The sequence below is a fragment of the Nonomuraea sp. NPDC050540 genome, from assembly GCF_044457485.1.
GTDB lineage: Bacteria > Actinomycetota > Actinomycetes > Streptosporangiales > Streptosporangiaceae > Nonomuraea.
On the sequence record NZ_JBITHA010000004.1, the window covers coordinates 135114 to 147666 of the forward strand.

General features: G+C 69.6%; 17 protein-coding genes. 10 read left to right on the forward strand and 7 right to left on the reverse strand.

Annotation, left to right across the window (positions count from 1 at the left end):
- Nucleotide 1 precedes the first annotated feature (1 nt).
- Both ACIBI5_RS15155 and ACIBI5_RS15160 read left to right on the forward strand, forming a co-directional pair.
- Nucleotides 2-1861 carry a PAS domain S-box protein gene (locus tag ACIBI5_RS15155; protein WP_397247068.1) on the forward strand — a complete coding sequence of 620 codons (1860 nt, stop codon included), beginning with the start codon at nt 2-4 and terminating at the stop codon, nt 1859-1861.
- A 142-nt stretch (nt 1862-2003) separates the two neighbouring features.
- Nucleotides 2004-2435 (forward strand): ATP-binding protein, encoded by a 432-nt coding sequence (locus ACIBI5_RS15160; RefSeq protein ID WP_312896209.1) that lies wholly within the window; start codon nt 2004-2006, stop codon nt 2433-2435.
- Here ACIBI5_RS15160 and ACIBI5_RS15165 read toward each other — a convergent pair.
- Genes ACIBI5_RS15165 through ACIBI5_RS15175 form a run of 3 tightly spaced genes read right to left on the reverse strand, consistent with a single transcriptional unit; the run spans nt 2419 to nt 3482 of the window.
- Complete coding sequence (locus ACIBI5_RS15165) at nt 2419-3036, reverse strand: YidC/Oxa1 family membrane protein insertase (RefSeq protein ID WP_397247070.1); 618 nt, start codon at nt 3034-3036, stop codon at nt 2419-2421. The genes ACIBI5_RS15160 and ACIBI5_RS15165 overlap by 17 nt on opposite strands.
- Nucleotides 3037-3084: 48 nt before the next feature.
- Complete coding sequence (locus ACIBI5_RS15170; RefSeq protein WP_397247072.1) at nt 3085-3315, reverse strand: DUF6412 domain-containing protein; 231 nt, start codon at nt 3313-3315, stop codon at nt 3085-3087.
- Nucleotides 3312-3482, reverse strand: coding sequence for a hypothetical protein (locus ACIBI5_RS15175; RefSeq protein WP_379615652.1), 171 nt, complete (start codon nt 3480-3482; stop codon nt 3312-3314). The genes ACIBI5_RS15170 and ACIBI5_RS15175 overlap by 4 nt, the downstream gene beginning before the upstream one ends.
- Nucleotides 3483-3565: 83 nt before the next feature.
- Between ACIBI5_RS15175 and ACIBI5_RS15180 the strand changes: the two genes are divergently transcribed.
- The gene (locus ACIBI5_RS15180; RefSeq protein WP_379615650.1) at nt 3566-4255 is read left to right on the forward strand and encodes a response regulator transcription factor; all 690 of its coding nucleotides are present in this window, start codon (nt 3566-3568) and stop codon (nt 4253-4255) included.
- Entirely contained in the window at nt 4252-5322 is a 1071-nt protein-coding gene (locus ACIBI5_RS15185; protein ID WP_397247074.1) for a sensor histidine kinase, read from the forward strand. The genes ACIBI5_RS15180 and ACIBI5_RS15185 overlap by 4 nt, the downstream gene beginning before the upstream one ends.
- A gap of 206 nt (nt 5323-5528) precedes the next feature.
- Here ACIBI5_RS15185 and ACIBI5_RS15190 read toward each other — a convergent pair whose 3' ends face one another.
- Nucleotides 5529-6971 carry an ATP-binding protein gene (locus ACIBI5_RS15190; RefSeq protein ID WP_397247076.1) on the reverse strand — a complete coding sequence of 481 codons (1443 nt, stop codon included), beginning with the start codon at nt 6969-6971 and terminating at the stop codon, nt 5529-5531.
- Nucleotides 6972-7136: 165 nt separating this feature from the next.
- Here ACIBI5_RS15190 and ACIBI5_RS15195 point away from each other — a divergent pair, with 165 nt between their 5' ends.
- The 3 genes from ACIBI5_RS15195 to ACIBI5_RS15205 are packed head-to-tail and all read left to right on the forward strand — an operon-like array spanning nt 7137 to nt 8377.
- Nucleotides 7137-7592, forward strand: a complete 456-nt coding sequence (locus tag ACIBI5_RS15195; RefSeq protein WP_397247077.1) for an SRPBCC family protein — start codon at nt 7137-7139, stop codon at nt 7590-7592.
- A complete protein-coding gene (locus ACIBI5_RS15200; RefSeq protein ID WP_397247079.1) occupies nt 7589-7930 on the forward strand; it encodes an ArsR/SmtB family transcription factor in 342 nt (113 codons plus the stop codon). Before ACIBI5_RS15195 ends, ACIBI5_RS15200 begins: the two co-directional genes overlap by 4 nt.
- Nucleotides 7931-7942: 12 nt before the next feature.
- Nucleotides 7943-8377: an SRPBCC domain-containing protein gene (locus ACIBI5_RS15205; protein WP_397247080.1), complete on the forward strand. Its 435-nt coding sequence runs from the start codon at nt 7943-7945 to the stop codon at nt 8375-8377.
- 3 nt (nt 8378-8380) lie between these two features.
- Here the strand turns inward: ACIBI5_RS15205 and ACIBI5_RS15210 are convergent, their stop codons facing one another.
- Nucleotides 8381-9037: a maleylpyruvate isomerase N-terminal domain-containing protein gene (locus tag ACIBI5_RS15210; protein WP_397247082.1), complete on the reverse strand. Its 657-nt coding sequence runs from the start codon at nt 9035-9037 to the stop codon at nt 8381-8383.
- Nucleotides 9038-9098: 61 nt separating this feature from the next.
- Between ACIBI5_RS15210 and ACIBI5_RS15215 the strand changes: the two genes are divergently transcribed.
- The gene (locus ACIBI5_RS15215; RefSeq protein ID WP_397247084.1) at nt 9099-9740 is read left to right on the forward strand and encodes a DUF6461 domain-containing protein; all 642 of its coding nucleotides are present in this window, start codon (nt 9099-9101) and stop codon (nt 9738-9740) included.
- Nucleotides 9741-9941: 201 nt separating this feature from the next.
- On the opposite strand, the gene ACIBI5_RS15220 is transcribed toward ACIBI5_RS15215, so the two are convergent.
- Nucleotides 9942-10334: a hypothetical protein gene (locus tag ACIBI5_RS15220; RefSeq protein ID WP_379615634.1), complete on the reverse strand. Its 393-nt coding sequence runs from the start codon at nt 10332-10334 to the stop codon at nt 9942-9944.
- Between the two features lie 208 nt (nt 10335-10542).
- On the opposite strand from ACIBI5_RS15220, the gene ACIBI5_RS15225 reads away from it, so the two are divergent.
- Together ACIBI5_RS15225 and ACIBI5_RS15230 are read left to right on the forward strand one after the other, a co-directional pair.
- Nucleotides 10543-10890 carry an STAS domain-containing protein gene (locus ACIBI5_RS15225; RefSeq protein WP_184959005.1) on the forward strand — a complete coding sequence of 116 codons (348 nt, stop codon included), beginning with the start codon at nt 10543-10545 and terminating at the stop codon, nt 10888-10890.
- Entirely contained in the window at nt 10887-11612 is a 726-nt protein-coding gene (locus tag ACIBI5_RS15230; RefSeq protein ID WP_184959004.1) for a glycosyltransferase, read from the forward strand. Before ACIBI5_RS15225 ends, ACIBI5_RS15230 begins: the two co-directional genes overlap by 4 nt.
- A gap of 69 nt (nt 11613-11681) precedes the next feature.
- Here ACIBI5_RS15230 and ACIBI5_RS15235 read toward each other — a convergent pair whose 3' ends face one another.
- Nucleotides 11682-12542 carry an NAD(P)-dependent oxidoreductase gene (locus ACIBI5_RS15235; protein ID WP_397247086.1) on the reverse strand — a complete coding sequence of 287 codons (861 nt, stop codon included), beginning with the start codon at nt 12540-12542 and terminating at the stop codon, nt 11682-11684.
- Between the last annotated feature and the right edge of the window lie 11 nt (nt 12543-12553).

Below are 12553 nucleotides of genomic sequence, written 5' to 3' on the forward strand. Positions count from 1 at the left end.
CATGCGGGCAGGTAGTGACGACGACCTCGCCGCCGTCGTGCTCGCCAGTTCCCCCAACGCGATCATCGCTCTCGACCGGGATCAGACGGTGCTCCACTGGAATCCCGCGGCCGAGCGGCTGTTCGGCTGGACGGCCGGGGAGATCGTCGGGCGCCGGGCCCCGATCGTGCCGGCGGAGCTGACCGCCGAGCACAACGCCGTGCTCGAACGCGTGCGCACCGGCGGCCAGGTCTCGCTGCACACCAAGCGTTTCCGCCGTGACGGGAGCCTGCTGGACGTGCGGATCGACACCAGCGCGCTGCTCCAGGGCAGCTCCGTCGCCGGCTACGTCTGCGTGCACCACCTGACGCAGGAGGACGAGGGCGCCAGGGTGCGCGTGGCGCGCCGCGAACGGCTGGTGCGCCGGCTCAACGACGTCGTCGGCGACATCAACTCCGAGCTGGAGCTGCCCGCCGTGCTCGACCGCATCGCCGCCAGCCTCACCGAGCTGACGGGCGCGGACGCCGGCGGTTTCGTGCTGATCGAGGGGGAACGGCTGCGCCTGGTGAGCGTGCACCAGCTGCCGGACTCACTCAAGGACACCACGGCCGACATGCGCAACAGCCTGGTCGGCAAGCTCTTACGCACCGGCAAGACCGTTCTGCTCGAGTCGCACGGGCTCGGTGACCTGGTCTGGGCGCGATTGCCCGGACTGCACACGATCGCGCTCGGCGTGGCGGCGGTGGGCGGCCGGCCGTACGGGGCGCTCTACGCGCTGTTCGCCGAGCACAAGCCGGGGCACGTCGAGCTGGAGCTGCTGGAGCTGCTCGCCGGACACGCCGGCATCGCCGTCGGCAACGCGATGGCCTACCAGGACGCGGTACGCCAGCGGGCACACGAGCGCGCGGTGTTCGACGCCAGCGCCGACGGCATCGCGGTCCTCGACGACGAGGGCCGGGTGCTGCAGTGGAACCCGGCGGCCGCCGAGATGACCGCCTTCAGCGCCGAGGCGGTACTGGGCGGGCCGCCGCCGTTCCCGCTGCCCCAGCCGGGGGAGAAGCTGACGTTCCAGATGGAGACCGGGCGCTGGCTCGACGTGGTGAGCGCGCGGATCGAGGAGACCGGGGAGATCGTCGTCGACTTCCGCGACGTGACCACGGCCAAGGAGCTTGAGGAGGCCAAGGATCTGTTCCTGGCGACCACGAGCCACGAGCTGCGTACCCCGATCACGATCGTGGGCGGCTTCGCCAGCACGCTCGACGCGCGCTGGGACAAGCTCACCGACGCCGAGCGGCGCTCGGCGGTGCACACGATCGCCGAGCGGGCCAGGTCGCTCGGGCAGCTCATCGACCATCTGCTGCTCGGCTCGCGGGCGGGGGCCGAGGAGCTGTCGGTGCGGATGGAGACGTTCGACCTGGCCGAGCGGGTGCGGGCGGCGACGCTGGGGCTGCCGGTGCTGTCGGACCGCCACAGCGTCGAGGTGGTGGTGCCCGATCGCCTGCCGTCCGTGCGGGGCGACGCGCTGGCCACCGACATCATCCTGGGGCAGTTGCTGGAGAACGCCTTCAAGTACTCGCCGAGGGGCGGTCTCATCTCGGTCGAGGCGTGGCCGGAGGACGATCGGGTGATCGTGGTGGTGGACGACGAGGGCGTCGGCATCGCGGCCCAGGACCGCGAGCGCATCTTCGAGAGGTTCGTGCAGGTCGACAGCGGCGACAGGCGCAGGTTCGGCGGCGTGGGGCTCGGGCTCTACATCGTGCGGAGCCTGGCCAGGGCCCAGGGCGGCGAGGTGAGCGCGCATCCCCGGCCGGGCGGGGGCACCCGCATCAGGCTGGCGCTGGGACGTGCGCCTGATATCCGATCCGACACACCGATGCGGTAACGAGGTGGTCACGGATGCGCTGATCTATCGTCCAATGTGTACAAGCTGTGATCGAGATGCGGTTTCTGGGACTGGGTAACGGGGCATTTCGGTCGTACCGGGGAGTGTTCCCTCGGGGGGAACTGGGAGCGGGGAGGTGCGCGTGTCGAGCGTGGTGCTGTTGCCTTACGCACCGTCCAGCGTCGCCGTCGCCCGCCAGCGTCTGAGCACTGATCTGCAGGCGAGCGGCGTTTTCGAGAACGCCGTCGACGACGCTGTCCTGGTCGTGAGCGAGCTGCTGAGCAACGCTCTGAGGCACGCCCATCCGCTGCCTTCCGGCATGGTAAGGGTGGCCTGGTTGTGGAGCGATGATCACATCGAAGTCGCGGTGAGCGACGGCGGAGCGGCCACCGAGCCGCGCGCGGGCCGCCCCACGCTCTCGTCGCTCGGTGGCCGTGGCCTGGGCATCGTCGAATACGTCGCGGAGAGCTGGGGCGTTCGGCACGACGGCGACACCACTACGGTGTGGGCGATCCTGCCCGCTCCGAACGGCGTGGCGAACGGGCAGGTGGCCGCGCTCAGAGAGGCCGGGTAGCCAGCACCGCCCGTTCCCCCGCCGTCCACGCGGTGGAGACGAGCAGGTACAGCCCGGCCGCCAGCGGCATCACGAGCGCGAACAGCGCGGAGGCGAACGGCAGCGCCTTGATCCACGCCGGACCGTCCATCTTGCGGGCGGTCAGCCATGCCACGACAGCGATCAGGAAGATCACCATTACAAAGACCAAAAATGGCCAACTGATCAGTCCGTAATTCGCGACCAGCGCGGCGACCTGGTGCCCCAGGGGCGCACCGAAAAGGGTGTGCCCGGCCAGCGCCGTCGGGTGCGTGGCGACCTGATACACCAGCCACAGGAACGGCGCCTGCGCCAGGCTCGGCCCGATCCCCGCCAGCGGCGATGTGCCCTCCTTGGCATAGAGCGCGGTCATCTCCTTGCTCAGCCGCTCGGGGTTACGGGAGTGGCGCTTCTGCAGTTCCTTCAGCTTGGGCGCCAGCCGTTCGCGGAGCTTGGCGGCCTTGGCCTGCTTGACGCCGAGCGGTAGCAGCAGCACGCGTACCGCGATGGTGAACAGCACGATGCCGAGCGCGGCGTTGCCGCCCGCCGTGCCGATGACGAATGTGACCAGAGAGTCGATCATGAGCCCTTCCTCGGGGGAGATGAGGGCTCGCCTGGATACGAGCCCCGCTTAACGTGAAGCGGGACTCGGTGATGGCGCTCTCGGTCTGGCCCGGCCGGCGGCGTCGGGATCGCGCTGCCGTACGAGCGCGATCCGGCGCGCGTAGCGCAGCGGAAAGCTCGGCGCGGCGCCGTCACGCGCGGGCAGCAGCCTGGCGGCCCACGCGGCCAGCAGCAGGATGCCGACGCTCGCCAGCGTGGCCAGCGCCACCAGCCAGGCGGGATCGAACAGAAGGGTCACCGGGAGGGCGACCCGCTGATCACCCTGACCGCGATGAACACGACCAGAGCGATGACACCGATGATCAGAGCCACCTTGAACAGCACGGCGACCATCGGGAGGACGAAGTTGAACAGCACGAAAGCAGCGGCCAGCGTGCCAAGCACCAGCGCGACAATGCGACCCATGTGACCAAGGTACGTCCTTCGGCGTCCTTACGGCTCGGTGACGTCCATATCGGTTGCGTGCCGCGGGGCCGTACCGTGAAGAGGTGAACACCCGCATCCTGGTGGTCGACGACGACCCCACGGTGGCCGAGGTCGTCGCCCGATACCTGGAGCGCGACGGTCACCAGGTCGAATGCGTCGGCGACGGGGCCGAGGCGCTGCGCCGGGCCCTCGCCAGGCCGCCCGACCTCATGGTCCTGGACCTGATGCTGCCCAAGGTCGACGGGCTCCAGGTGTGCAGGAAACTCAGGGAGCGCTGGCCGGTCCCGGTGATCATGCTGACCGCGCTCGGCGAGGAGATCGACCGGGTGGTCGGCCTGGAGACCGGCGCCGACGACTACGTGACCAAACCGTTCAGCCCGCGCGAGCTGGCCCTGCGCGTGCGCTCCGTGCTGCGCCGCGCCCGTGGCGCGACGGGCACCGCGGGGACCGGCGTCCTGCGCGACGCCGACCTCGCGGTGGACGTCGGCGCCCATGAGGTACGGCTCGGCGACGCCGAGATCATGCTGACCGCCCGCGAGTTCGACCTGCTCGCCTACCTCATGCGTAACCCGAGGCAGGCCTTCAGCCGCGCCCAGCTGCTCGACCAGGTGTGGGGCTGGTCGTTCGGCGACTCCTCCACGGTGACCGTGCACGTACGGCGGCTGCGCGAGAAGATCGAACCTGACCCGACGGCGCCCCAGCGCATCGTCACCGTCTGGGGCGTGGGATACCGGTACGAACCGTTGCCATGACCGCCCTGTCCATCATCGTCGCCGCCGCGCTCGGCCTGCTGGTGGCCGCGGCCGGCATCGGCGTGCTGCGCTGGCGGCGCGCCCGCTCGATCGGCGCCATGCTGGCGGTCGTCGTGGTCGCGGCCGTCGCGGCGACGCTGGCGGGCGTGGCCGCGATCACCGTCGACATGGTCATCGAAGGCCGGGCCAGGGACGTGGTGCTCGCGGTCGTGGGCGTGGGGGCGCTGGTCGGGCTCGGCGTGGCGTACGTGGTGGCCCGGCGGGTCGTGCGGGAGAGCAGGCGGCTGGTCGAGGCCGTGCGCTCGGCGCCGTTCGTCGCCCCGCAGGGCCTGCCGTCGGAGCTGCAGACGATCGCCAACACGCTGGAGGAGGCGTACGCGCGCGAGCAGGCCCTGGAAGGCGCGCGGCGCGAACTCGTCGCCTGGGTCAGCCACGACCTGCGTACCCCGCTCGCCGGCATGCGCGCGATGGCCGAGGCGCTCGAGGACGGCGTCGTCACCGACCTGCGCTACGTCACCCGGATCCGGCACGAGGTCGAACGGCTGTCGGTGATGGTGGACGACCTGTTCGAGCTGTCCAGGATCCATGCCGGGGCGCTGCGGCTGAGCCGTGGCCGGATCGGGCTGGCCGACCTCGTGGCCGACACGCTGGCCGGAGTCGAGGCCGTGGCGGCGGCCAAAGGGGTACGGCTGGCAGCGGACGCCGCCCCGGCGCCGGTGGAGGCCGACGCGGGGGCGCTGGGACGGGCACTGGCCAACCTGGTCGTCAACGCCATCCGCCACACGCCCTCGGACGGGACCGTGACGCTCACCTCCGGCGTGTCGGACGGCAGCGCCTACCTGGCCGTCTCCGACGCGTGCGGCGGAATCCCGGCGGCGGACCTCGCCCGGGTCTTCGACGTGGCCTTCCGCGGCGAGTCCGCCCGCACGCCTTCTTCGGATGGCGGGGCGGGCCTGGGGCTGGCCATCGCCCAGGGCATCGTGGAGGCACACGACGGGATGATCGACGTGGTGAACGAGGGGGCCGGCTGCCGCTTCGAAATCCGCCTGCCTCTGGCGCCCACCTGACGGCGAGGTCCTCGCCGGGTGGCGCGCTCCGCGCTCGGGCTCCTCTCAGCGGGGGGCCAAGCCCCCCACGACCCCCTGCCGGGGCCCCGCCCCCGGACCCCCTCGGCCGGCCGGGCACGGCGCCGGAGACCACAGACCCGACCGGCGATCATCACGAAGGGGTCATATGGCTTCCCAATCATGCGGATGATCGTTTCGAGGTCGCCCTACTCCGCGACGTTCTGGTAGACGGTTGGTTGACCCCTTCCGCCCAGTTGCTCGACGAGCCCTCTCGATCGCAGCTCGCGTAGCGCCTTTCGGATGTTGGCCGCGGAAAGCTTCAGCTCCTGCTTGAGGTCGGCGACACTGTGTGGGCCTGCCGCCAAGGCGTCGTATACGCGTAGCTCTGTGTCGTTCAGGCGATTTCCCGGGCGAGCGACAGGGGCTGTCGGCTGTTGCAGGACGACCGTGAACCTGATGGCGGCGTCGAGGTAACGCGCGGGCGGGAGCCCTGCGTCCGCCAGGGCGCCGGCCACGATCGGTATGCCCGACGCCAATGCCTCGACGACTCGCGCGCCGGCGTCAGGCGTGCGGGCGTGCTGGCAGATCGCGACGAGTCGTGCGTTGCGCGCGGAGGTCACCGCGTCACGGCCGAGCCGCTCGACCGTGATGCCGTACAACCCGCCTGGATTGGAGACGATCAACCGATCGCTGCGCAGCCGAACCTCCACCGCCATGCCCGCCGACCAGTGATCGAGGTCACGATGGAGCAGAGCGTTCGCGATGATCTCGCGAAAGGCTATGTAGGGATAGGACGGCTGATCGCGCACAGTCCCATCCGGCGCTGAAACGACGCTCGTGTCGAAGGTTCGGCGGGCCCAGGCCAGAGCCTCTTCGAGCATCCGGGGAATGGCACCGGTGATCGTCATCTGGTTCCGGGCCCGCGATTCTTCGGGATCGCTGGGCAGCGGTTCCGCGGAGGCCTGGATGACGAAGCGCGGAAACCATTCCTGCGGGTGCGCACCCAGAGCCAGCAGCCCTGCCACGGTCGGGGTGCCGTCGGGGGCCGTCACTCCGGCACGGCGGAGCAGTTCAGCATCATCGGTGAAGCGGCCCAGGCCATGAGAATCCCGTTCGCGAACCGAACGGAGGAACGCCGCGACCAGGTCACCGTCCAGGTCTTCACGGGTGGCGCCCGCCACGACCCGCCGGTCGAAGAGCGGTGGCTTCCGAGCGGCCAGAAACGCCTGCTCTTCCAGATCCGACAAGGGAAAGTCCCCGTCATACCCCCGCAGGTATGCCGTGCCCGAGGCCGTGACCCGACACGGCTTGGCGGACGGATCACATTCGTGCACCCTGGCAACGATGACCGGTGCCCCATCCACCTCCGCGTCGCTGATCGTGAGCTGGACAGGAGGAGAGAAGGAGCGCGCCTTGTGTGCGAGACCCTGTTTGAGAGCCTGCGGATCTGAAAGGCGCACCGGCCTGAAGCCAGTGGCCTCATCGAGGCCAAGGATGATCGTGCCGCCGCCTGGATGGTTCGCGAGCGCGCTCAGCGTAGAGGTGAGCGACTGCGGGAGTCCTCCCGCTGCCGACTTGACCTCAACATCGTCATAGTCGCCTCTGGAAGCGCGGAGTCTCGCCACCAGATCCTGCAGATGCTGACTCACAAGCAAATGTAACCAGGTCTTAGTTACATTTACTCGGGATCCGGTTACATTTCAGTTCTATTTCAACATGGCCTCCAGAAGCGCAACTGATGGTTGCGCGTGGGTGGATCTCGCGCTAGCGTGATGTGCAACCAAACGTTGCATGTAGCGAAGTGGAGAAGAGCCATGGAGTACGGGAGCATCGAGCGGGAGATCCACGTCGAGGCCTCGCCCGAGGTGGTCTACGAGGTCGTCAGCCGCCCGGAGCACATCTCGCAGTGGTGGAGCGACGACGCCTCCATCGAACGATCCACCCCCGGCGCCATAGGCGAACTGGTCTGGGGTGATCGGGTGAATGTCGTTCCGTTCACCGTGGTCAGCGCCGAACCGCCGCGGCTGTTCTCGTTCCGCTGGTGCCATCCCGGCGGCAAGGTCGACGACTCCGCCGGCTCGCTGCTGGTCACCTTCGAGCTCACCCCGTCCGGCGACGGTACGCGGATCCGGCTCACCGAGAGCGGGTTCCGGGAGATGGGCTGGGAGGCGGCCAAGCTGGAGGAGGTCTACAGCGATCACGTCACCGGCTGGGACACCTTCGTGCCCCGGCTCGGGGAGTACATCGGGCGGCTGGTGTCGGCTCCGTGAGTGCCGCCGTCGACGACGATCTGTGGTCAGCGGTCGGCGATCCGACCCGACGGCGGATCCTCGACCTGCTTCTGGCCGACGGCAACGGCACCGCCACCAGCCTCAGCGAGCGGCTGCCCGTGACCCGGCAGGCCATCGCCAAACATCTCGGTGTGCTCGATCGCGTCGGCCTGGTGCACGCGGCGCCGTACGGGCGGGAGAGGCGGTACCAGGTGGACGAGGCGCAACTCGCGCGCGCGGTCGCCCAGTTGTCCGCGGTGGGCGCGGCGTGGGACGCGCGGCTGCAGCGCATCAAGCGGATCGCCGAGGCGATTCAGCGCAACAGAGACGAACAGTGAGAGGAGCACGACATGGTGGACATCCTTCATCGAGTGGGCATCAAGGCACCGGCCTCCGAGGTCTACGCGGCCCTGACCACCATCGGCGGACTCGCCGGCTGGTGGACGACCGACACAAAGGACGGGGGCGACGGCGTGATCGCGTTCCGGTTCGGGGCGGGCGGGTTCGACATGAAGGTTCTCGAACTGCAGCCGGACAAGCGCGTGCTGTGGGAGGTCGTCGAGGGGCCCAAGGAGTGGATCGGCACGCACGTGGTCTGGGACCTCGATCGGGCCGACGACCAGACCATCATCCTGTTCAGGCATGAGGGCTGGGCGGAGCCGGTGGAGTTCATGCACCACTGCAGCACCAAGTGGGCGGTTTCCCTGATGAGCCTAAAGTCTCTGGTCGAAACGGGAACAGGCGCCCCGGATCCGCACGACGTCAAGATCGACAACTGGAACTGACGCTCAACCGAGGACGAACGGGAGCTTCGACGCCAGATCGCCCAGCTCCGCCCGTTCCGCTTCGGTGGGGGCACGCCGTCCGGTGCCGACCAGCAGCGCGTCCTCGTCGGAGAACGACTCCGGGAACGCGGCCCCGGCGATCTTCTCCAGCATCTCGCGAGACCGGGCCAGCCCCTCCGCGGGCGGCCCGGCCACGCCCGGCAGGTACGCGATCAGGTCGAGATGATGCAGCGTCCACTCGATGACGTACGCGGACAGGTAGTCGCCCGCCGTCAGCACGATGTCCTTGGTGCCGACCCAAGCCCCAGGATCAGCCAGTACGGCGGCGCGTCCGGCAGCCGAGCCGACGTCGTCAAGGTGGAACTTGAGCATCCACGGCTCCCCATAGGCGGCCGCCAGCCGCACGGTCAGCGCGTCGAGCGGCTCGTCGCCGGTCGGAGGCGTGCCGGTGACCTCCCAGTAGGTCACCGCGTCGCGGGTCGGTTCCGTCTCGGCCGGGGTCACGAGGGTGATCAGAACATCCTGGGCGTCGATGACGAGGTGGCAGGCCAGATCCCTTACCAGCCAGCCGGAACACCCCGACGGCTTCGCGAAGTCCTCGTCGGGGAGTTCGGCTACCGCCGTACGCAATGCCGTCCAAGAACGTGAGAAGAGGTCCACCTCGGCAGACTATGGCGCGATCCTGCACCGCGCACGGCCGAACCGTTTCTAAGATCTTCAGATGACCGCAGCCATGCCGACCACGACCGACTACGCCTGGGCCGACAGTGGCACCCTCGACGACCCCTACTGCCTGACACTCGTACGCGGGCTCACGCCCGAGGAGTTCATGGCACGGGTGCACGCGGAGACCCGCCCCCGGCCCATGCGCCTGGACGCGGACTTCCACGACGTCAGCTACGACCTCCGAAGCGCCGGTGAGTCTCTCTTCATCGGCGCCGCGGCCGTTCCCGGCGAGAACTGGACGCTCGCCTACGAGAGCAACGGCCACCTCGGCATCACCGCGGAGGCGATGATCCCGGTGTCGATCGGCACCCGAGTCGTCTCCCACTACGAGGGCGGGAACGGGCGCTACCGGTTCTTCTGGGCCGAGGACGGCGACGTCCGCCTCGACTTCGACCCGCTGTACGCCAACGACCGGCGCGGCAGCACCCCGGACGCCCTGCTCGACGACATGGTGGAGATCGGTTACGACCTGCGCGACGACGCCTCGGTGGAGGACACCGACTTCACCTTCCCGCTCATCGCCGCCTCCTTCGCCCTGGCCGAACGCCTCACCGGCATCCGCGTCACCCCCGAACTCCTGGCCGACCGCACCTACCTCTGCGGCCAGGCCCGCGTGCCCTTCCCCCAGGATCACTAGCGGTCGCGTGCACCGGTCGCCCTCAACCGCAACGGCTCGGCGTCCCGGGAGACGGCCTTCCGATCTCCAGAGCGCCCCGCAGCTGCCAAGAACCTGGGTCGGCAGGTCCCCGGCCGACCCCCGGCCGGAGGTCGTGGGGGGCTTGGCCCCCCACTGAGGGGAGCCCGAGCGCGAGGCGCGCCACCCGCGAGGACCGTGCCCCTAGGCGGGTGAAGGCACGCGAGGCGTCCCGAAAGATTCGGACATTGCCCGAAACGTGGGGCAGGGCCAGCGCCACATGCAGCTCCGGCACCGCAGGATCGGATGGGCCGTGTCGCTCGTGATCCCCCCGGCGTCACGAGGCTGGTGCAGGTCGAGCAGGCGCAGGCCGAGCTCGGCGAAGGTCAGCAGGGTGTCCCTGGCGTCGCCGAGGAAGTCGAGGTCCTCGCCGGCCAGCCTGGTGCGGACGGGGACGTACCCGTCGTTGTTGAGCAGCCCCCGCAGGCGCCCTGCTTCGTCGTGCCACGAGGTGGCCTTCTCGGTGCGGATGTGGATGGCCTCCAGCTGTTCGCGCAGGCGCTGGCGCTGGGGATCTTCGGAATGCTCTGTGGTCATGTGTACGCTCGGGCCCCTGGCTTCCGTGATGCGATGGTATTGACCAGGAGGGCCCGTGCAACCCCCCTTTCCGGCACTTGCCGGTGTCACAGTGTCAAGCTTCGCGTACTCTCCGTTTTCATGGAGCCCAAACGCGGGACAAAAACCTGGCGTTCCACTATCGGCGTGAGAACGTGACCAGACGCCTCCACCCCGCTAGCCTGCCCATGTGGAGCTCAAGGTCTCGACTCGATCACATGCCGGCCATGCACTAGTTGCGATCGCCGGTGAAATCGACCTCTATACGGCGCCCCGCCTGCAGCAGGAGTTCACTCGCCTCCTGCAGGACGGGCCCAATCGCGTGGTCATCGACATGTCCCTGGTGGAGTTCTGCGACTCCACGGGGATGAACGTGCTGCTGTCAGCACTCAAACGCATGAAGGAGCAGGGGGGTGAGCTCGACGTGGCCGCCCCGCGCCCCGCGGTGCGCAAGATCCTTCAGGTCACGGGACTCGATTCGGTGTTCACCGTGCACGATGAGGTGCCCGAGGAGTTTCTGATCTCCGAGGGGTCATGACGCCGGACACGGCGGTCGTCATCCCGGCCAAGAACGAGGCCGACCGCATCGGCGCGACCGTACGGGCGGCCCTGGAACTGCCCGGGGTCGATCTCGTCGTGGTCGTCGACGACGGCTCGCTCGACCAGACCGGCCGGGTGGCGCGGGCGGCGGGCGCCAGGGTGGTGCGCCACAGCCGCAACCGCGGCAAGGCCGCCGCCATGGAGACGGGCTCGGAAGCGGTCCGTCTGCTCGACGGCGACACGCCGCGGCACCTGCTGTTCCTGGACGCCGATCTGGGCGAGTCCGCGCGTACGGCGGCCGCCCTGATCGAGCCGGTACGCGCGGGCAAGGCGGACATGTCGATCGCGGTCTTCGCCACCCGGGTACGGCTGGGCGGCCACGGCATGGTCGTCCGCCTGTCCCGCGACGGCATCCGGCGGGCCACCGGCGGGTTCGAGGCGACGCAGCCGCTCAACGGCCAGCGCTGCCTGACCAGGGCGGCGTTCGAGGCGGCCAGGCCGCTGGCCCACGGCTTCGGCGTGGAGACCGGGCTGACGATCGACCTGGTGCGCAAGGGCTACCGGGTGGCCGAGGTCGAGGTCGAGATGGCTCACCGGGCCACGGGCAACGACTGGCGCGCCCAGGTGCACCGCGCGAAGCAGTTGCGGGACGTGGCGCTGGCCCTGGCGGTCAGGGAGCCGGCGGTGCGCAGCGCGCTCGGCAAGCGGCCCGCCCGTTAACGCGGTTCCGGCCCTCAATTGAGGGTGTTGCGGACGCGTCTCGGCGGTTTGGGCCGCCAGGACGGTCCGTTACGGCTGCTTGCGGAGGAGCTCGACCAGAGAGGCGATGCTCTGGTCGGCGCGTCCTTCCGCCACGGCCCGCCTGAGCAGGTCGTGCATGGGCTCGTGCCAGGCGACGTCCAGGTTGCCCTCCCTGCCGATCTCGTGGTCATGCGAGATGCCCTCGTGGAAGAGGCCGAGCGCCGACTCCGGGTTGGCGTAGTCGCCCTTGTCCACGGCCTCGGCCAGGGACGGCAGCAGCTGGATGATCATCTCCAGCCACTTCGTCTCGTAGCGCACCAGTGAGCTCGCCTCCAGCCCGCGCGCGGTGACCAGCGCCGCGCCCTGGAGGAAGGCGACGATGGTCGGCAGCAGCGTGCCGCCCACGGCCAGCTCGTACAATCCGGTCAGATCCGGCTCCTCACCCAGGTGCACGGTGTCGCCGCCCATGACCCGCAACGTCGGCGCGTAGCGGTCGAAGACCGCCCGGTCGCCGCTGTAGTACAGCAAGGTGTCCGGCAACCCGACCGCCGAGGGCACGTTCTTGATCGCGCCCGCCAGGAAGTCCACGCCGTGCCCCGCCGCCCACGCCGCGGTCTCGCGCGCGCCCGCCGGGGTTCCGGTGTTCAGGGTGACCAAGGTACGCCCGGACAGTTGGCCCGCCGCCGGTTCCAGCGCTTCCCGGGCGGCGTCGAAGGTGGTCAGGATCGCGATGACCAGCTCGCTCGCCGCCACGGCCTCCTCGACGCTCGCCGCCCGCACCGCCCCTTCGGGCGTCGGCCTGCCGGCAGAGCGGTTCCATACGGTCGTCGGGTGCCCTGCGGCGACATATGCCTTGGCCAGAGCGCTGCCGATGGCGCCCAGGCCGATGATCGTTACTGGTGTTCTCATGCTCGCCATGC

What these genes read in the sequence shown, in the direction of transcription:
- ACIBI5_RS15155 (WP_397247068.1), top strand. Translation starts at nt 2, where the DNA reads ATGCGGGCAGGTAGTGACGACGACCTCGCCGCCGTCGTGCTCGCCAGT.
- ACIBI5_RS15165 (WP_397247070.1), bottom strand. Translation starts at nt 3,036, where the DNA reads ATGATCGACTCTCTGGTCACATTCGTCATCGGCACGGCGGGCGGCAAC.
- ACIBI5_RS15175 (WP_379615652.1), bottom strand. Translation starts at nt 3,482, where the DNA reads ATGGGTCGCATTGTCGCGCTGGTGCTTGGCACGCTGGCCGCTGCTTTC.
- ACIBI5_RS15185 (WP_397247074.1), top strand. Translation starts at nt 4,252, where the DNA reads ATGACCGCCCTGTCCATCATCGTCGCCGCCGCGCTCGGCCTGCTGGTG.
- ACIBI5_RS15195 (WP_397247077.1), top strand. Translation starts at nt 7,137, where the DNA reads ATGGAGTACGGGAGCATCGAGCGGGAGATCCACGTCGAGGCCTCGCCC.
- ACIBI5_RS15205 (WP_397247080.1), top strand. Translation starts at nt 7,943, where the DNA reads ATGGTGGACATCCTTCATCGAGTGGGCATCAAGGCACCGGCCTCCGAG.
- ACIBI5_RS15215 (WP_397247084.1), top strand. Translation starts at nt 9,099, where the DNA reads ATGACCGCAGCCATGCCGACCACGACCGACTACGCCTGGGCCGACAGT.
- ACIBI5_RS15220 (WP_379615634.1), bottom strand. Translation starts at nt 10,334, where the DNA reads ATGACCACAGAGCATTCCGAAGATCCCCAGCGCCAGCGCCTGCGCGAA.
- ACIBI5_RS15230 (WP_184959004.1), top strand. Translation starts at nt 10,887, where the DNA reads ATGACGCCGGACACGGCGGTCGTCATCCCGGCCAAGAACGAGGCCGAC.
- ACIBI5_RS15235 (WP_397247086.1), bottom strand. Translation starts at nt 12,542, where the DNA reads ATGAGAACACCAGTAACGATCATCGGCCTGGGCGCCATCGGCAGCGCT.